The sequence below is a fragment of the Fictibacillus marinisediminis genome (assembly GCF_023149135.1).
Classification (GTDB): Bacteria; Bacillota; Bacilli; order Bacillales; family Fictibacillaceae; genus Fictibacillus_C; species Fictibacillus_C marinisediminis.
On sequence record NZ_JAIWJX010000002.1, the window covers coordinates 1,846,611 to 1,866,020 of the forward strand.

Here is a 19,410-nt window from a genome sequence, read left to right on the forward strand (position 1 = left end):
TGTAAAAGCAAGGAGGCTGTATATGGAACGGTTATATGACAAGGAGAGTGCATCTGTACTGCTTGACGATTGGAAAAGGAATGCATTCCATGCTTTTCATAGCAAGATGACGAATCATGAACTTAAATTTCCCTGCATTCCCGCCATTCAAGGGTATCAGCTCGGCCATATCCGTTATGGTTTCGCACCCCGTCCAGAAAGCAGGGAAGCTTCTGAAGCCTTTGCAGAACTGCTGGATTCATATGGAAAGTGCTCCCGTGAAACCGGCCATTATTCGGCTCTTGTTGTTTTCTTCAATAATGATCCGGCTCATTCTGAAGAATATCGAACGGTAAATACGTACGAAGAAGTTTTTTGGGATTTGATGAAAAGAACTTCATCGCTTGACAAAAAACCTTGGCCGGCACATATTTCAAATGATCCAGAGGATGCAACCTGGGAGTTTTGTTATGGATTGGAACAATATTTCGTATTTTGCGGAACACCCGCCCATGTGAAAAGGTACAGCCGCTACTTTCCCTTTTTTATGCTCGCTCTTACACCGAGGTGGGTGCTTTCCCGTTTCAATGAAGACCAGAAAAAGGCAGAAAAGATGTCTGAATGGATCAGGGATCGGCTGTCAACCTATGATACCGCTCCAATCCACCCTGAATTAAAAAAGTATGGAGATGCCGAAAATAAAGAATGGAAACAATATTATTTAAGGGATGATGAGACGGCAGGCTCGTCCTGTCCGTTTCATCATCTATGGAAGCAAAGTTCAGAAGCAAAAAGAGATACATGAGTCTGAGCAGCTGGAAAAGCAGGATAGTACCTGCTTTTTTCTATTAGGCTTTGTTAAAGCATATTGTTGATTTTTAATCATATGGGGCATCTCATACTGATGCTTATGGCGATGATAAGCTAAATAATTTAGTCTTTGGATTGTGCTTGGCCTTCAGCCTGTGCTAAAATTTGAAAGTATAAACTTAGGAATCGGAGGAAACAAAGTGTACTATTATCTTCTTGCACTTTTGGTGCTTGGCCTCGACCAGGTGACAAAATGGTGGATCGTTAAAAACATGCATTATGGACAAAGCATTACGGTCATAGAAAATGTTTTTTACATAACATCACATCGGAACAGAGGAGCTGCCTTCGGTATTCTGCAAAATCAGATGTGGTTTTTTATCATCATTACGATCGCTGTCATCGCTGCGGTCATCTATTATATGCAGAAGCACGCTAAACATCAGCCGTTGCTGCGAACAGCGCTTGGTCTTGTGCTCGGGGGAGCAACCGGGAACTTTTTAGACCGTATCATCAGGAAAGAGGTCGTTGACTTCCTGGACGTCAAGATATCGAACTATAACTATCCGATATTCAATGTGGCCGATTCCGCACTGGTTATTGGTGTCATACTAATATTTATTCAAACTTTAATGGAAAGCAAGAATAAGAAGGAGAACATGAATGGAGCACATCGAGGTTAAAATTGAGGAAGAACAACAGTCTGAGCGAATTGATAAGGTGGTAACTTCCATTGAATCAGACTGGTCGCGGTCTCAAGTCCAAAATTGGGTAAAAGACGGCATGGTAACGGTCAACGGCAAAACCGTCAAGACCAATTACAAATGCAGTGCAGGGGATATTATCTCCATCACGATTCCTGAACCGACAATCTTGGATGTTGAAGCAGAAGAGATGAATCTTGATATTGTCTTTGAGGATTCCGACGTTCTAGTCGTGAATAAGCCAAGAGGAATGGTGGTTCATCCGGCTCCTGGAAATTATTCAGGTACTCTCGTTAATGGTCTCATGGCCCATTGCAAGGATTTATCAGGTATAAACGGAGTTCTTCGGCCTGGCATCGTCCATCGTATTGACAAAGATACCACGGGTCTTTTGATGGTTGCTAAAAATGATATGGCCCATGAATCTTTAGTGAGCCAGCTAAAAGCAAAGACGACGACACGGAAATACAAAGCCATTGTTCATGGCGTCATGCCTCATGACAAGGGAACCATTGATGCACCGATCGGGCGTGATAAAAGTGACCGCCAAAAGATGACGGTTACGGATGAAAACAGCAGAGACGCGGTAACCCATTTTAATGTTCTGGAAAAGTTCAATGATTTCACATTTGTTGAATGCCAGCTGGAAACAGGCAGAACACACCAGATTCGTGTGCATCTGAAATATATCGGTTTTCCTCTTGCAGGAGATCCGAAGTATGGGCCCAAAAAAACGCTTGATATCAATGGACAGGCCCTCCATGCAGGTTTGCTCGGTTTTGAACATCCTCGCACAAAGGAATATATGGAATTTGAAGTACCTCTTCCAAAAGATATGGAACAGCTGCTTGACAATCTTCGACGGAAATTGGGTTGACAGGGTCCTTCCTTTCTGTAATAATAGGGTCAAATGAATAGTCCTTTAACAACAGTCCCGTGAGGCTGAGAAGGAAAACGGATTTAGGCTCCAGGCCTAACCATGTCCTCTCGCCCATACGGTGAGGGGATTTTTTTATGGGCCGCTTAAAGGATAAACATTAACGAACAAAAAAGAAGGTGACAAGTCATGCAAAAGGCAGTCATTATGGACGATCAGGCGATCCGCCGGGCACTGACAAGGATTGCTCATGAAATCATTGAACGGAACAAAGGAATTGAAAATGTGGTCCTGGTAGGCATTAAAACAAGAGGTGAATATTTGGCGAAGCGCCTTGCAGAACGAATTCAGAACATTGAGGGCAAACCAGTCAAGGTGGGAGACATCGATATCACCCTTTACCGTGACGACCTTAAAGTTAAGACCGAGAATCTTGAACCTGAATTAAAAGGAACGGATATTCCTGTGGATATTGCCAATAAAAAAGTAATATTGGTGGATGATGTTCTGTTCACAGGCAGAACGGTAAGAGCGGCGATGGATGCCGTCATGGACATCGGCCGCCCTGCTTCGATCCAGCTGGCTGTCCTCATCGACAGAGGCCACCGCGAACTGCCGATAAGGGCTGATTATGTCGGCAAGAATGTACCAACATCAAATAATGAAATCATTTCTGCCTCCTTAGCAGAGGTCGATGGAGCTGATGAAGTATCCATCCACGAAAACAATAAATAGCGCACGTCCCTTTAAATCGAGTCCAGAGAGACTAGCAAGGGAGGAATGGATAGACAGGCTGCACAAATAGGCAGACCTGTGTATTCAGCACAACCTCCTTCACTTGCAAAGGAGGTATTTTTTATGGATAAAAACAGAAATAACGAAAATACAGATCAACAGGAAACACGCCATGCCATACTGGATGTGCGTGAAGTACCGAAAATTCACCAATGGCTGACGTTAAGCCTGCAGCACCTATTTGCCATGTTCGGTGCTACGGTTCTTGTACCATTCCTGGTTAAACTGGATCCAGGGGTCGCACTGGTCTCAAGCGGTTTGGCAACATTGGCATACTTGCTGGTGACAAAAGGCCAGATTCCCGCTTACCTTGGTTCATCCTTTGCGTTCATCACTCCAATCATTTCCGTTAAAATGCTGGGCGGACCTGAAGCCGCGATGGTCGGAAGCTTTCTTGCTGGGCTTGTTTACGGAGCAGTAGCTTTGATCATTAAAACAAGCGGGTTGAAATGGCTGATGAGAATTATGCCCCCCGTTGTAGTCGGTCCTGTCATTATCGTCATTGGACTGGGGCTCGCCAATACAGCAGTTAAAATGGCAATGAACAATCCACATACAAATGAGTATAGCTTGTCCTACTTTTCAGTCGCTTTGTTCACACTGGCTGTCACGATCGTTTGCTCGATGTATTTAAAAGGAATCTTTGGAATCATTCCCATCCTGATCGGTATCATCGCCGGATATCTCTTTGCCTTTGCGAGAGGGATGGTGGATTTGTCGAAAGTAAAGCAAGCTAGTCTCATCGATGCACCTGACTTCATGTTTCCGTTTGTATCCTACACACCGCATTTTTCCTGGTCGATCGCATTTATCATGATGCCGGTGGCTACAGTTACTATCGCAGAGCATATCGGGCATCAGCTTGTACTGAGCAAGGTTGTCGGCCGAAACTTTTTAGAAAAACCAGGTCTGCATCGCTCCATCCTCGGTGACGGCATCGGGGTAATGATCGGTTCTTTCATAGGTGGACCCCCAGTGACCACATATGGTGAAAACATAGGAGTCTTGGCCATCACGAGAGTGTTCTCCGTTTTTGTTATCGGGGGAGCTGCAGTGACGGCCATCTGCTTCGGGTTCTCAGGAAAGGTCACTGCACTTATCAGCTCCGTACCAACACCGGTCATGGGGGGTGTTTCCATACTCCTCTTTGGGATTATTGCTTCATCGGGGCTCAGGATGCTGATTGATAATCAAATTGATTTTGGAAACAAACGAAATCTGATCATCTCTTCCGTTATCCTTGTTACAGGGATCGGGGGAGCGGTCCTCCAATTTAGTGAAACTCTGCAGATCACCGGCATGGCGCTGGCCACTATGATCGGTGTGTTCTTAAACCTGGTCCTTCCAGGACGTGAAGATGATTCTGAACTACTGAATAAGATGTTCGGAGTATCTGAAAACGACCCAGCTGCATAATGAACACCTTTTAAATGAGTCCGAGAGGCTTAGAAGGGTGAACCAGTATGAAGAGCGTATGCGCTTCTTCAAATCTGGCTGCACCCTGACAAGAAAACGTCAGGGTGTTTTTTTAGGAAAATTTCAAAAGGAGCTGATCGTATGAAAAATTTACTCACGATGAAAGATCTGTCAGTTCTAGAGATCGAACAGATCCTGCATGATGCACACGCGTTTGCCAAAGGGGAACTATGGAAGCCGGAAGGCCAGACGTTCACAGCCAACCTGTTTTTTGAACCGAGCACGAGAACGAGAATGAGCTTTGAAGCAGCCGAACGGAAGTTAGGACTGGATGTATTAAACCTTGACTGTTCCTTCTCGAGCACCCAAAAAGGGGAAACTCTTTACGATACGGTCAGGACGCTTGAAGAAATCGGTGCGGCTGCCGCAGTTATCCGGCACAGTAAAGACCGGTACTTTGATGAACTGGCCGGCAGAGTAGGAATTCCGATCATCAATGCAGGTGACGGATGTGGAAACCATCCTACCCAGTCATTGCTGGACTTGCTCACCATCCAGCAGGAATTCATCGTCCTGCAGGGGTTGAAGGTAGTTATCGTTGGAGACATCAGGCATAGCCGTGTAGCGAAATCCAATGCGGAAATTCTAGCTCGTCTTGGCGCAAAAGTTTATTTTTCAGGACCGAGAGAATGGTATGACAGTGAACTAGATGAGAATGGCTATCTTACGATGGATGAAGCGGTTGAAACAGCAGATGTACTCATGCTGCTGCGTATTCAGCACGAACGCCATGAGAACAAGAGCGGCATGACGGCTGAACAATATCATGAAAGGTACGGATTGACCGTTAATCGGGAAAAAAGAATGAAAGAACATGCCATCATCATGCATCCGGCCCCTGTAAACCGGGGAGTAGAGATTGCCGATGAACTTGTGGAATGTGAGCGTTCAAGAATTTTTAAGCAGATGAACAATGGAGTTTTTGTCAGAATGGCGGTTCTTAAATGGGCGCTGAAAACCAATTCAAAGGAGGAAACAAAGAATGGGCATCTTATTAAAGGGTGGTAAAGTACTGACTGGGACAAATGGTTTAAAAGTACAGGACATTTTAATCGAGGATACAAAAATAGCAGATATGGGCGAGTCACTGCCTGAAAAAGGCCATAAGGTGATTGACGTGTCTGGGAACCTGGTTACCCCGGGACTAATCGATCTCCATGTCCATTTGCGTGAGCCTGGCGGAGAACATAAAGAAACGATTGAAACAGGAACAAAAGCAGCTGCAAGAGGAGGATTTACGACAGTAGCCGCCATGCCGAACACTAAACCGGTGCCTGACAACGCTGCACAGCTTCAATGGGTTAATGAAAAGATCAAAGAGACCGCTTCCGTACGTGTCCTTCCTTATGCTTCGATCACAACCCGTCAGGCAGGCAAGGAACTTACGGATTTTGAAGCGTTAAAAAACAATGGTGCGTTTGCCTTCACAGATGATGGAGTAGGTGTCCAGTCGGCGGACATGATGCTTCAGGCGATGAGGCTGGCTAAACAGAGCGATGCGGTTATCGTTGCTCACTGTGAAGAAAACACACTGATCCATAAAGGATCGGTACATAAAGGAAATTTTGCGGAAAAGCATGGACTAAATGGAATCCCTTCCATATGCGAAGCGGTTCAGATTGCCAGGGATGTCCTTCTGGCGGAGGCAGCAGAAGCCCGCTATCACGTCTGCCATGTGAGTACGAAAGAATCTGTTCGTGTGATAAAAGATGCGAAGGCAGCAGGAATCAAAGTAACAGCTGAAGTAACTCCGCATCACTTGCTATTGTGTGATGAAGATATACCAGGATTAGACACGAATTATAAGATGAATCCCCCGCTGAGAGGAAATGAAGACAGAACAGCGCTGATTGAAGCCTATAAATCGGGGGTTATTGATTTTCTGGCGACTGATCATGCCCCTCATAGCAAAGACGAGAAAGACCTGGGAATGGAACTTGCTCCTTTCGGTATCATTGGTCTGGAAACAGCCTTCCCGCTTCTATACACCAATCTTGTTCAAAAGGGAGTTTTGACCCTGCAGGAACTGGTTGACGGGTTTACGCGGAAGCCAGCTGATTCGTTCGATCTTCCTTACGGAGCATTGGAGATTGGAGCAGAGGCTGACCTGACGGTGATCGACTTAAATCATGAAGAAAAAATAGATCCTGAAAACTTTGTTTCAAAAGGAAAGAATACACCGTTTGCAGGCTGGAGCTGCAAAGGTTGGCCTGTACTTACGATTGTAGAAGGCAGCATTAAGTATGAAAAGGAGAGTGTAAACGCATGAAACGGATTCTGGTTTTAGAAGACGGTACCGTATTTCACGGAGAAGGATTTGGAAGTGCAATCGATCAGGAAGGCGAAGTTGTCTTTAATACAGGGATGACGGGTTATCAGGAGATCTTGTCAGATCCTTCCTATTGCGGACAAATCGTGACACTAACATACCCGCTGATCGGAAACTACGGCGTTAACCGCCAGGACTTTGAATCCATCTCACCTGCTGTTCACGGACTGATCGTTAATGAAGCGTGTTCACTGCCCAGCCACTATCAGTCCCTAGGGACGCTTGACGAACTGTTAAAAGCAAAAAATATACCGGGTCTTATGGGAATCGATACAAGAATGTTAACTCGTTTAATCCGGAAACATGGAACGCTGAAAGGCAAGATAGCTTCAGCTGAGGCTGACACAGCTGCTATCGTAGAAGAGCTTAAATCTGCGCCGCTTAAAACGAACCATGTTCAATCTGTTTCTACGAAAACACCTTATCATCTCCCAAACACAGGACGAAGGGTCGTCGTAGTGGATTATGGGGCAAAAAGCGGGATCTTAAGAGAACTGTCACAGCGCAGCTGCGATGTGGTTGTGGTTCCCTACAATACAACAGCAGAGGAGATCTTACTGCTGAATCCAGACGGTATCCTATTAAGCAATGGCCCTGGAGACCCTAAGGATGTGCCGGAAGCCCTTCATATGATCACCAGCATTCTGGAAGAAGAAATCCCGCTGTTTGGGATCTGCTTAGGCCACCAGCTGTTCGCGCTGGCAATGGGAGCAAATACAGAAAAACTGAAATTTGGCCATCGCGGCTCAAACCATCCTGTAAAAGACCTTCAGACAGGAAAAATAACAATGACGGCACAGAACCACGGGTATACAGTCAGCCCCGAAACCCTTGCCGGAACGGAGCTTAGATTAACGCATACCGCTGTCAATGACGGAACTGTTGAAGGATTGGGACACAAAGTAAAACCCGCATTCTCAGTGCAATACCATCCAGAAGCCTCACCAGGTCCTATGGATGCCAATCCGCTGTTTGAAAAGTTCATGAACATGATGGAAACTACCAAGGAAGAGGGGAAAGAAATATGCCTAAACGCTTAGATATTAAAAAAATACTCGTGATCGGATCAGGTCCGATCGTCATTGGACAAGCTGCAGAGTTTGATTATGCCGGTACACAGGCTTGCCAGGCGTTAAAAGAAGAAGGCTATGAAGTTATCCTTGTCAACTCCAACCCGGCGACCATCATGACCGATACCTCGATGGCAGACAAAGTTTTCATAGAGCCGCTTACGGTTCCGTTTGTCAGCCGGATTATCCGCCAGGAACGCCCAGATGGACTTTTAGCCACACTTGGCGGACAGACAGGCTTAAACCTTGCTGTGGAATTGTCAGAGAGCGGCATTCTTGAAGAATGCAATGTGGAACTGCTTGGAACAACACTTTCAAGCATTCAACAGGCAGAAGATCGTGAACTTTTCAGAGGGCTGATGAATGAACTGAACGAACCGGTGCCGGAGAGCGAGATTATCCGTACGTATGATGAAGCGGCTTCATTTACAGCAGAAGTCGGCTATCCCGTGATCATTCGCCCAGCTTTCACCCTCGGTGGGACAGGCGGGGGAATTGCCAGTGATGAAGAGGAACTGAAAGAAATCGTAACGAGCGGCTTGCTTGCCAGCCCTGTACACCAGGTCTTGCTTGAAAAAAGCATCGCCGGATTCAAAGAAATCGAGTATGAAGTGATGCGTGACAGCAATGACACATCCATCGTTGTCTGCAATATGGAAAACATCGATCCTGTCGGCATCCATACCGGGGATTCAATCGTAGTTGCACCAAGCCAGACGCTGAGCGACAGAGATTACCAGCTTTTAAGAAACGCTTCTCTCAAGATTATTCAGGCATTAAAGATAGAGGGTGGGTGCAATGTGCAGCTCGCTCTCGATCCTGACAGCAGCAACTATTACATTATTGAAGTAAATCCAAGGGTAAGCCGGTCGTCTGCGCTAGCCTCAAAAGCAACAGGTTATCCCATTGCCAAGATTGCAGCTAAAATTGCTGTCGGCTACACACTGGATGAGATCAAAAACCCGGTCACAGGTTCCACTTACGCAAGTTTTGAACCGGCACTAGATTACATCGTAACAAAGATTCCGAGATGGCCGTTTGATAAATTTGAAGGAGCAAACCGAAAGCTCGGTACCCAGATGAAAGCAACGGGAGAAGTGATGGCGATCGGAAGGAATTTGGAAGAGTCATTGCTGAAGGCGGTCCGATCGCTTGAAACGAAATGCTATCATCTTGAAATCAGCAATCCGAAGCAGACAAGAGAAGAATTAATCCCAGTCCTTGTCAACGCAGATGATGAACGTTTATACCATATTGCGCAAGGTTTCAGAATCGGAATGACGGTAAGGGACGTTTGGGAGCTGACGAAGATCGATGCTTTCTTCCTTGAGAAGATCAAAGGAATCATTGACCTTGAGCAGAAAGTGCTTAACAACGTTGGTGATTTAGGATTGCTGCGTGCCGCAAAAGAAAAGGGCTTCAGCGATGTATGGCTGGCGAAAGCCTGGAACATGCCTGAAAAAGAAATATATGAAATTAGAATGACAAAGGATATCAAGCCTGTGTACAAGATGGTAGACACATGTGCGGCAGAGTTTGAGTCTGAAACGCCTTATTACTATGGAACATACGGTGAAGAAAATGAATCGTTACGAACAGAAAGAGAAAGCGTCCTTGTTCTCGGTTCCGGACCGATCCGGATTGGTCAGGGCATAGAATTCGACTATGCGACCGTGCATACGGTCTGGGCGATCAAAGAAGCCGGCTATGAAGCGATCATCATAAATAACAATCCAGAAACAGTGTCCACAGACTTCAGTACATCGGATAAGCTTTATTTTGAACCGTTAACCGTTGAAGATGTGATGCATGTCATCGATCAAGAAAATCCAAAGGGAGTCATTGTCCAGTTTGGCGGGCAGACGGCCATCAATCTTGCGGATGCTCTGCATGATAGAGGGGTAGCTATCCTTGGAACCTCACTTGACAACATGGACAGAGCAGAAGACAGAGACCGGTTTGAACAGGCGATGAAAGAACTGAACATTCCGCAGCCGGATGGAGAAACAGCGTTTTCAGTCAAGGAAGCACAGGTTATTGCAGAGAGAATCGGCTATCCGGTCCTCGTAAGGCCGTCCTACGTTCTGGGAGGCAGAGCGATGGAGATCGTCTATAAAGAAAAAGAACTTCTTCAATACATGGAGAATGCGGTGAGAGTAAATCCTGAACATCCTGTCTTGATCGACCGTTACCTGGAGGGCAAAGAAGTAGAAGTTGACGCGATATCCGATGGAGATGATGTATTCATCCCAGGAATAATGGAGCACATCGAACGTGCAGGCGTTCACTCCGGCGACTCCATTGCCGTCTATCCTCCTCAGCGATTGACGCCTGAACAGAAAGAAAAAATTATCGAACGTACGATCTCAATGGCACGGGGCCTTGGAATTATCGGGCTTCTTAACATCCAGTTCGTACTGCATGGCGAAGAGGTCTATGTATTGGAAGTCAATCCCAGATCAAGCCGAACGGTACCTTTCTTGAGCAAGATCACGGGAATACCTATGGCAAACCTGGCGACCAAGGTCATTCTTGGAACGTCACTAAGAGAGCTAGGTTACCATACGGGATACGCGCCTGAAAAAGAAGAAGTTTTCGTTAAAGTACCCGTGTTTTCGTTTGCGAAACTGCGCCGGGTGGACACGTATTTAAGTCCGGAGATGAAGTCCACTGGAGAAGTGATGGGAAGAGATACCACGCTGCAAAAGGCGCTATATAAAGGACTTGTGGCTTCAGGAATGAAAATACCAACCTATGGATCTGTACTATTCACCGTAGCAGATAAAGACAAACCAGAAGCGCTCCGCCTGATGAAGCGTTTCTACGAAATCGGCTATACGATCATGGCGACAGAAGGAACAGCAAACTATTTGCAAGAGCAGCAGATCCCTGTGACGGTTGTTCACAAGATCGGGAGCAAGGAAAGAAACCTCCTTGATGTGATCCGGCAAGGGGAAGCACAATTTGTCGTCAACACACTGACGAAAGGAAAAGTCCCTGCACGCGATGGATTCCGCATACGAAGAGAATCGTCCGAAAACGGAGTGGTGTGTTTAACAAGTCTTGATACTGCAGAAGCCTTGCTTGGTGTCCTTGAGTCCTTGACCTTTACAGCCAGACAAATGCCAGCTTTTGAAAAGGATCGTGTTCTCATATGAAAAAGGAACTGGTAGAAGTAGTTTCTCAGAAGGAGATTGCTCGTCATATTTTTGAACTGAAAGTACAGGGAAATGTAGTTAATGAAATGACTTCTCCCGGCCAGTTTGTCCACATACGAGTCACTGACACATTTCAGCCTTTGCTCAGAAGGCCGATCTCGATCTGTGATGTGGACCTGGAAAGCCGGACCCTGACGATGCTTTACCGCAAAGAGGGCACGGGTACCGCTTTGCTCAGCCAAAAAAAGGAGGGTGAGAAGATCGACCTTCTCGGACCGTTAGGAAACGGTTTTCCTCTGGACGAGCTGTCCCAAGGACAGACAGCGCTGCTTGTCGGCGGGGGTATCGGTGTGCCTCCCTTGTACTATCTGGCAAAAAAACTGTGCAGCCAAGGAATCAATGTGATATCTGTACTTGGATTCCAATCTGGAGATGACGGATTTTACAGTGAGAAATTCGCCGAGCTAGGAGAAGCATACGTTTCAACGGTGGATGGATCTCAAGGGACTAAAGGATTTGTAACAGATGTGATAAAAAACAAAGATTTACATTATGACCTGCTGTACTCGTGCGGACCCACTGTAATGCTAAAAGCTTTGGAACTGCAGGTTCCGGCAGCCAACGGATTCTTTTCTTTAGAAGAACGGATGGGCTGCGGAATCGGAGCTTGTTTCGCCTGTGTTTGCCATGTGAATGGAGGGCTTCCCTCAGACTATGTGAAAGTATGCAGCGATGGTCCGGTATTCCCGATTGGTGAGGTGGTATTATGAAACGTCTTGAGGTAAGTCTGCCAGGTTTAAAAATGAAGAATCCGATCATGCCTGCTTCAGGATGTTTTGGATTCGGCCGTGAATATGCAGGACTTTATGATCTGTCAGTCCTTGGGGCTGCTGCCATTAAGGCAGCCACCGTTGAAGCGAGGTTCGGCAATCCTACACCAAGGGTGGCCGAAACCCATAGCGGGATGCTCAACGCGATAGGATTGCAGAATCCTGGTGTGGATCAAATCATGGAAAAAGAACTGCCTTTTCTTAAATCGTATGACCTTCCGATCGTTGCCAATATCGCTGGATCAACAGAAGAAGATTACTGTGAAGTCGCAGAAAAGATGTCCAGCCATCCTCAAGTCTCTGTTTTGGAGCTGAATATATCATGTCCGAACGTAAAAGAAGGCGGCATTCAGTTTGGAACGGACGCGAGAACAGCAGCCGCACTGACAAAAAGAGTGAAAGCCGTCTCGTCCAAGCCGGTGTATGTTAAATTGTCTCCAAACGTTGCCAATATTGCTGAGATGGCAATAGCGGTAGAAGAAGCTGGGGCGGATGGTATTTCCATGATTAACACACTTTTAGGTATGAGAATCGATTTGAAAACACGAAAACCGATTCTAGCCAATAAAACTGGAGGGTTGTCAGGACCAGCGATCAAGCCAGTGGCGATCCGCATGATCCATGAGGTGAGCCAGGCGGTATCTATCCCGATCATTGGAATGGGAGGCGTCAGCTGCGCGGAGGATGTGATCGAATTCATGCTGGCCGGTGCTTCTGCAGTCGCGGTCGGAACGGCGAACTTTGTAGATCCGTTCATCTGCCCGGATATTATCTCACAATTGCCGGAATTGCTTGAGAAAATGAACGTCAGCCATATCAGAGAATTAATCGGAGGGAGCTGGAGGGAATGCGAAGTCCCGTCATTATCGCGCTAGATTTTCCGGGTAAAAAAGAAGTAGAAGCGTTTATTGAACCATTTGAAGGGCAAGAGGCCTGGGTAAAGGTTGGGATGGAGCTGTTCTATGGAGAGGGACCTCAACTGGTCTCTTATCTGAAAGAAAAAAGGTTCAGGATCTTTCTTGATTTAAAGCTTCATGATATTCCGACAACGGTCCGAAAAGCGATGGAACGAATTGCCGCTCTCGGAGTCGATATGGTAAACGTTCATGCAGCCGGGGGGCGAGAAATGATGAGAGGAGCCATCGAAGGGCTGGAAGCTGTAGCAGGTCCAGAAAAGCGTCCTCTCTGCATCGCGGTGACCCAGTTAACCAGTACATCGTCACAGATGCTCAAGGATGAACTGCTGATCGGCGAATCCATGGAGTCGGCGGTCAGCCATTATGCAAAGCTTGCGAAAGAAAGCGGGCTTGATGGCGTGGTCTGTTCACCGCTTGAGGTGCCATACATCAAGAAGGTTTGCGGACAAGAATTCCTAACCGTAACTCCCGGGATCAGGCTTAAAGATGATGATAAGAACGATCAGAAGAGAACCGCTGACCCTGCAGGAGCCAAAGAGCTAGGATCTGATTACATTGTGGTGGGAAGAAGCATTACCGGGTCTCTTGATCCATTGCAAACATACGTTAATATCGAAAAAGAATGGGGGATATTACATGAAACAACAAATCGCTAAAGACCTGCTTTCCATTGAAGCCGTTACACTTTCGGTGGAACATCCGTATACTTGGTCATCTGGAATGAAATCTCCTATCTATTGCGACAACCGCCTGACACTCTCCTATCCAAACGTGCGCAATGGGATCGCTGAAGGATTGAAGAACCTTGTTCTAGAGCATTTTCAGGAAACGAACATGATCGCGGGAACAGCAACAGCCGGGATTCCGCATGCGGCACTGCTTGCAGACCGTCTTGACCTTCCAATGAGCTATGTGAGGAGCAGTGCAAAGTCTCACGGAAAAGGCAAACAGATCGAAGGAAAAGCGGAATCCGGAATGAACGTGGTAGTGGTAGAAGATCTGATTTCAACTGGAGGGAGCGTCATTACTGCCGTTCAGGCACTTAGGGAAGCAGGTTGCAATGTACTTGGAGTTGTTGCAGTCTTTTCTTACGAACTTGCCAAAGGGGCGGACAATCTGGCAGCCAACAACATAAACGTGCAAACTCTTACCGATTTTAGTACATTAATAGAAACGGCCTCTGTGGAAGGCTATATTTCTAAAGATGATCTCTCGTATTTGCTCTCTTGGAAAGAAAATCCGGAGAACTGGCTTCAAAACGCATAGCGGGAGAATGGAAGGAGCGCTTCTGATTGAGGAAGATGAACAGTGAAGAATTCGATGAATTGGTCTCTTTTTTCGATAGCATGGCACGAACCACCTGGCTCGGCGGAATCCATGATACATTAAAGGAGAAAACAGGAACATGGAGAGATAAAAAGGTTCTTGATGTCGGATGTGGAACAGGAAGACTGCTACTTCGCGGCGCAGATGAAGCCGACAAGCTTACAGGTATTGATCTGTCATCGGAAATGATAAAAGCCAGCACGCAAAATTTCTTCTTTCATAACCGCAGCAAGAAGGGGGAGTTTGTGATCGGCGATGCATGTGATCTGCCGTTTGGTGATGAATCATTTGACGTGGCTTTATCAACGTGTGTCCTGTTTCTCCTTCCTGAACCGGAAGTGGGCATCAAGGAGATGATCCGAGTCCTGAAACCAGGCGGAACGCTGGCTATGCTGAATCCATCAGAAAAAATGAATCAGATGGAAGCTTTTCAGTATTGCAAGCAGCATAACATTTCAGGGTTTGAACAAACGGCCATGCTGAAGTGGGCGAATGTTTCAACGAGGAGACATCGATACATATCAGATAGCCTGACTTCTCTTCTTATAACAAACGGCCTTGAAGAGGTCACACATCATGAAGTGCTTGATGGATTGGCCATCATCACCATTGCAAAAAAAATAACCAGGTAGCTCCTGGTTATTTTTTTAATTTTAGCAGTTGATCTTCATCTGGAGTGACATAAAGGGTTTGCTGCTGGTCGTAGATCACAAATCCCGGCTTGGCCCCTGATGGCTTTTTAACGTGCCTGATCAGCGTATAATCCACCGGAACGGAGCCTGAATGCCTGGCTTTGCTAAAATAGGCGGCAAGTCCTGCAGCTTCAAGGAGCGCTGTTTCGCTAACTTCCTCGCTCTTTATGACGACGTGAGAACCTGGAATGTCTTTCGTATGAAGCCACGTTTCATTTTGGCGTGAGGCTTTAAACGTCAAATAGTCATTCTGTTTATTATTTTTGCCGACAAGGATGGTAATGCCGTCTGTTGATTGATAGGTTTCTAGAACAGGCTTTTCATTCTTTTTTGCCTTTTGCTGTTTTCGTCTTCTGACATACCCTTGTTCTTCTAATTCTTCCCGGATGCCTGCCACATCTCTCACAGATGCGGATTCCATCTGCTGGATGAGACTCTCGAAGTAAAGAAGATCTTCTTTCGCTTTTTCCAGCTGCTCTTCAATATAAGCGACCGAGTTTTTAAGTTTAGTGTACCTTTTGAAATAAGCTTGAGCGTTTTCAGAAGGACCTTTCAGGGGATCAAGCAGAATTTCAAGCTTCGGCTGATCCTCTTCGTAAAAATTCGTAACTTCAATTTTCTTTTGGCCTTTTTTCACCATATAAAGGTGGGCTGTCAAAAGTTCACCCAGGACTTTAAATCTATCTGCTTTCTCTGTATCTGAAAGAGATGCATTAAGTTTCTTAATCTTTTTGGCAATTTTATCATGCTCGTTATGCAGCATTTTTTCCAAATCTGCAGCTTGCTGCTTTACTCTGTCCCGTTCGGCCTTGCCGTAATAGAAGCGGTCCAGAAGCTCTCCAGCCGAATCGAAATCCCTCTTTCCTCCCTTTAAATGGGAGAGAGCTGTAACCGAAAAGTATTCCTTTCCATCTGAGACAGACATCTGTGGGGCATATCGGTTGTTCCTGAATTCCTCCATCATGGCGGTGAACGCTTCAGAAAGAGTCTCTTTCGTTGCCAGTCCGGCACGGAACGTTATCTCCCTGGCAATCTGTGGCGAGATTCCGCTGTAAAGCTGCACGATCTGACGGTCGATCTTACCTTCGTTCCATCTGATTTTTTGTATAAAACCTTCTGCACTTTCTGTAAGCGGAGAATGTTTTTCCTGAGGCGGAGGAGATAAGTATTTCTGTCCGGGAAGCAAAGTTCTGTATCGGTTCAGTGACGGGGGAATATGCTTGATGCAGTCTATGATCGTGCCGTTCTTATCTTCTACTAGAATAATATTGCTGTGCCTTCCCATAATTTCTATGATCAGCGTCTTATAGGCGATATCACCGATCTCATCTCTGTTTTTTACTTTAATATGAATGATTCTTTCCAGATCAATCTGTTCGATCGATTCGATGACTGCGCCTTCCATATGCTTTCTTAGCAGCATGCAGAACATGGGTGGGACTGCAGGGTTATCATACGATTTTGCGGTCAGCTGAACTCTGCTGAATGAAGGATTGGCGGATAACAATAGTTTTTGGTTTTTTCCTCCGGATCTTATCGTAAACAGCAAGTCTGTTTTATCAGGCTGATAGATTTTTGTTATCTTTCCGGATTGCAATGTCTTTTTTATCTCTGAAGCTGTTGCTCTTGTAACAATTCCATCAAAACTCATAGTTTCACCTCTGTTTCTCTCTTCATCAGTATAGCATTATTGAGGACATGCCTGCATATAAATGACTATATACGTTATGAGGCAGAGGTGGAGAAATGAATTGGTATCAGCTATCAAAGGAAGATGTTGAACGCCTGACCAACAGTAACCTGCAGACAGGCCTGAGTGATAAGGAAAGCCAGAAAAAGCTGAAAACAACAGGACATAACCAGCTGCAGGAAGCAAAGAAACCGTCGTCGATTCTCGTTTTTTTCGCACAATTCAAGGATTTCATGGTGCTCGTTCTTCTAGCCGCCACGTTATTGTCAGGCTTGCTAGGAGAGTATCTTGATGCCATTGCGATTATTCTGATCGTGATCATGAACGGAATATTAGGATTTATTCAGGAACGAAAAGCGGAAAAGTCACTGACAGCACTGCGTGAGCTGTCTGCTCCAACTGCGATCGTTATGAGAAACGGCAGCTGGACGGCGATCTCTGCTAAAGAACTCGTTCCCGGTGATATCGTGAAGCTTTCAGCTGGAGACCGGGTCGGGGCTGATATCCGCATGGTATCTGCTAGAGGCCTTTATATTGAGGAATCTGCACTGACAGGAGAATCCATTCCTGTTCAAAAAAGGGGAGAGGCACTCCAAGGAAGCGGCTTGCCGCTTGGTGACCAGGCCAACATGGCTTTTATGGGAACGATGGTGACCAGGGGCAGCGGAACAGGAGTTGTTATCGCGACGGGAATGACGACGGAGATGGGAAAAATCGCCCATCTGATCCAGAATGCTGATACGCTTGCAACTCCTCTGCAGCTTAAGCTTGAGCAGCTTGGCAAGATCTTAATTGGGATCGCTTTGCTTCTGACTGTCCTTGTAGTTGTTACAGGCGTTTACAGGGGACATGACTTATACAGCATGGTGCTGGCGGGTGTGTCACTTGCAGTGGCTGCCATACCTGAAGGACTTCCAGCTATTGTAACGATCGCCCTGGCGCTTGGTGTTCAGAAGATGATTAAGCGGAGAGCCATCGTAAGAAAGCTTCCTTCGGTCGAAACTCTGGGCTGTGCCACTGTCATCTGTTCCGATAAAACGGGGACGTTGACGCAGAACAAAATGACGGTCACTCATTTGTGGAGTGAAGGAACGATTTGGAATGTAACAGGAAGCGGATATGATACAGCAGGAGAATTTATAAGAAACGGGCAAAAGACGAGAATCGATCAGCATGAGGGGCTGCTTCAGCTTCTTTCATACGGCGCGATCTGCAACAATGCTGAACTTACGGATTCCGGCAGCATCATGGGTGATCCTACAGAAACCGCATTGCTGATCAGCGCAGCAAAAGCAGGTCTGATGAAAGATAACATTCTCCGTTCGGTTGAAATTTTGGACGAGGTTCCGTTTGACTCGGCAAGAAAAATGATGAGTGTAATCGTCCGCAACCAAAACAACGAGATGTTTTTAATCACAAAAGGAGCACCAGATGTCCTTCTGGAAAAAAGTGATTATGTATTGTGGGATGGAAAGCGGCAGCTGTTAAAACAGCAGCATACCGAACAGATTAAAGAGGCGATCCTGGGTCTCGGAAGCCAGGCACTGAGAACCATAGCCGTTGCCTACAAGCCGCTGCATACAAAAGAAAGAGCTGCCGCAGGACCGTCGGCAGAAAACCATCTGACGTTCATCGGTCTTCAAGGAATGATAGATCCTCCAAGAGAAGAAGTGAAAGAGAGTATCGACCGATGCCATGAAGCAGGGATTAAAACCGTTATGATTACCGGTGACCATGTCGTTACCGCAAGTGCCATCGCCAGACAGTTGAACATCCTGCCTCAGGGAGGGAAAGTTATTGATGGTGCGGCTTTATCGGTCATGTCAGATGAAGACCTGATAAGGGAAGCAGAAAACATCTTTGTTTATGCCAGGGTCTCACCTGAACATAAGCTTAAGATTGTCAAAGCTCTGCAAAAGAGAGGGCATATCGTCGCGATGACAGGGGACGGGGTTAACGATGCACCGGCAATAAAGTCTGCCAACATTGGAATCGCGATGGGTATAACGGGAACAGACGTGGCCAAGGAGGCATCCTCACTCGTTTTAAGTGATGACAATTTTTCAACCATTCGTGCAGCGATCGAGGAAGGAAGAAATATTTACGAAAACATCAGGAAGTTTATCCGATACTTGCTGGCTTCAAATGTAGGTGAGATCCTCGTTATGCTGTTCGCCATGATCCTGTCGATGCCGATGCCGCTTGTGCCCATCCAGATCTTATGGGTAAACCTCGTAACAGACGGTCTGCCGGCAATGGCCCTTGGTATCGATCCTGCGGAAGACAATGTAATGAAACGCTCTCCGAGGAAGCCAAATGAAGGGGTATTCTCAAGAGGGCTTGGATGGAAGATCGTTTCAAGGGGTTTCATGATTGGAATCGTAACGATTCTCGCTTTCTGGACCGCTCTGCACGAGCACCCAGATCAGCTGATGAAAGCACAGACTGTCGCCTTTTCAACCCTGGTCATGGCCCAGCTGATCCATGTCTTTGACTGCAGAAGCGAACGGTCAGTTCTGCACCGGAACCCGTTTGGTAACATGGCGTTAGTCTTGGCTGTTTTGTCTTCTGTTCTGCTTACGCTCGTGGTCATGTACATTACTCCTCTGCAAGCAATTTTTCATACGGTTCCCTTGTCTGGCCGGGATTGGCTGTTGGTCCTCGGAATGGCTGCGATTCCTACATTTGCCCTTACAGGGTTTCAAGCATTTAAAAAATTATAAAGCAGGGGGATAGAAACAAATCTTCATAGGTTTC

General features: G+C 46.3%; 16 protein-coding genes. 15 read left to right on the forward strand and 1 reads right to left on the reverse strand.

Features of this window, described 5'->3' with window-relative positions; translation table 11 throughout:
* Positions 1-22: 22 nt before the first annotated feature.
* The 14 genes from LCY76_RS10020 (at position 23) to LCY76_RS10085 (ending at position 14,903) form a co-directional block, all read left to right on the forward strand.
* The gene (locus LCY76_RS10020; protein WP_248252524.1) at positions 23-784 is read left to right on the forward strand and encodes a YqcI/YcgG family protein; all 762 of its coding nucleotides are present in this window, start codon (positions 23-25) and stop codon (positions 782-784) included.
* A gap of 205 nt (positions 785-989) precedes the next feature.
* Entirely contained in the window at positions 990-1,472 is a 483-nt protein-coding gene (lspA, locus tag LCY76_RS10025) for a signal peptidase II (RefSeq protein ID WP_248252525.1), read from the forward strand.
* The gene (locus LCY76_RS10030) at positions 1,453-2,370 is read left to right on the forward strand and encodes an RluA family pseudouridine synthase (protein WP_248252526.1); all 918 of its coding nucleotides are present in this window, start codon (positions 1,453-1,455) and stop codon (positions 2,368-2,370) included. Before lspA ends, LCY76_RS10030 begins: the two co-directional genes overlap by 20 nt.
* A gap of 189 nt (positions 2,371-2,559) precedes the next feature.
* Positions 2,560-3,105: a bifunctional pyr operon transcriptional regulator/uracil phosphoribosyltransferase PyrR gene (gene pyrR / locus LCY76_RS10035; RefSeq protein ID WP_053354558.1), complete on the forward strand. Its 546-nt coding sequence runs from the start codon at positions 2,560-2,562 to the stop codon at positions 3,103-3,105.
* Positions 3,106-3,228: 123 nt separating this feature from the next.
* Positions 3,229-4,581, forward strand: coding sequence for a solute carrier family 23 protein (locus LCY76_RS10040; RefSeq protein ID WP_248252527.1), 1,353 nt, complete (start codon positions 3,229-3,231; stop codon positions 4,579-4,581).
* Positions 4,582-4,722: 141 nt separating this feature from the next.
* Entirely contained in the window at positions 4,723-5,649 is a 927-nt protein-coding gene (locus tag LCY76_RS10045) for an aspartate carbamoyltransferase catalytic subunit (RefSeq protein WP_248252528.1), read from the forward strand.
* Entirely contained in the window at positions 5,624-6,910 is a 1,287-nt protein-coding gene (locus LCY76_RS10050; RefSeq protein ID WP_248252529.1) for a dihydroorotase, read from the forward strand. The genes LCY76_RS10045 and LCY76_RS10050 overlap by 26 nt, the downstream gene beginning before the upstream one ends.
* Entirely contained in the window at positions 6,907-8,010 is a 1,104-nt protein-coding gene (locus LCY76_RS10055; RefSeq protein ID WP_248252530.1) for a carbamoyl phosphate synthase small subunit, read from the forward strand. Before LCY76_RS10050 ends, LCY76_RS10055 begins: the two co-directional genes overlap by 4 nt.
* Positions 7,995-11,198 (forward strand): carbamoyl-phosphate synthase large subunit, encoded by a 3,204-nt coding sequence (carB, locus tag LCY76_RS10060; RefSeq protein ID WP_248252531.1) that lies wholly within the window; start codon positions 7,995-7,997, stop codon positions 11,196-11,198. Before LCY76_RS10055 ends, carB begins: the two co-directional genes overlap by 16 nt.
* Positions 11,195-11,968 (forward strand): dihydroorotate dehydrogenase electron transfer subunit, encoded by a 774-nt coding sequence (locus LCY76_RS10065; protein ID WP_248252532.1) that lies wholly within the window; start codon positions 11,195-11,197, stop codon positions 11,966-11,968. The genes carB and LCY76_RS10065 overlap by 4 nt, the downstream gene beginning before the upstream one ends.
* A complete protein-coding gene (locus LCY76_RS10070; RefSeq protein ID WP_248252533.1) occupies positions 11,965-12,903 on the forward strand; it encodes a dihydroorotate dehydrogenase in 939 nt (312 codons plus the stop codon). Before LCY76_RS10065 ends, LCY76_RS10070 begins: the two co-directional genes overlap by 4 nt.
* Entirely contained in the window at positions 12,876-13,601 is a 726-nt protein-coding gene (gene pyrF, locus LCY76_RS10075; RefSeq protein ID WP_248252534.1) for an orotidine-5'-phosphate decarboxylase, read from the forward strand. Before LCY76_RS10070 ends, pyrF begins: the two co-directional genes overlap by 28 nt.
* Positions 13,582-14,211: an orotate phosphoribosyltransferase gene (pyrE, locus tag LCY76_RS10080; RefSeq protein WP_248252535.1), complete on the forward strand. Its 630-nt coding sequence runs from the start codon at positions 13,582-13,584 to the stop codon at positions 14,209-14,211. The genes pyrF and pyrE overlap by 20 nt, the downstream gene beginning before the upstream one ends.
* Positions 14,212-14,246: 35 nt before the next feature.
* A complete protein-coding gene (locus LCY76_RS10085; protein ID WP_248254644.1) occupies positions 14,247-14,903 on the forward strand; it encodes a class I SAM-dependent methyltransferase in 657 nt (218 codons plus the stop codon).
* Between the two features lie 7 nt (positions 14,904-14,910).
* Here LCY76_RS10085 and LCY76_RS10090 read toward each other — a convergent pair whose 3' ends face one another.
* The gene (locus LCY76_RS10090; RefSeq protein ID WP_248252536.1) at positions 14,911-16,614 is read right to left on the reverse strand and encodes an Rqc2 family fibronectin-binding protein; all 1,704 of its coding nucleotides are present in this window, start codon (positions 16,612-16,614) and stop codon (positions 14,911-14,913) included.
* A 95-nt stretch (positions 16,615-16,709) separates the two neighbouring features.
* Between LCY76_RS10090 and LCY76_RS10095 the strand changes: the two genes are divergently transcribed.
* Positions 16,710-19,376 carry a calcium-translocating P-type ATPase, SERCA-type gene (locus LCY76_RS10095; protein ID WP_248252537.1) on the forward strand — a complete coding sequence of 889 codons (2,667 nt, stop codon included), beginning with the start codon at positions 16,710-16,712 and terminating at the stop codon, positions 19,374-19,376.
* The last annotated feature ends 34 nt before the right edge of the window (positions 19,377-19,410 follow it).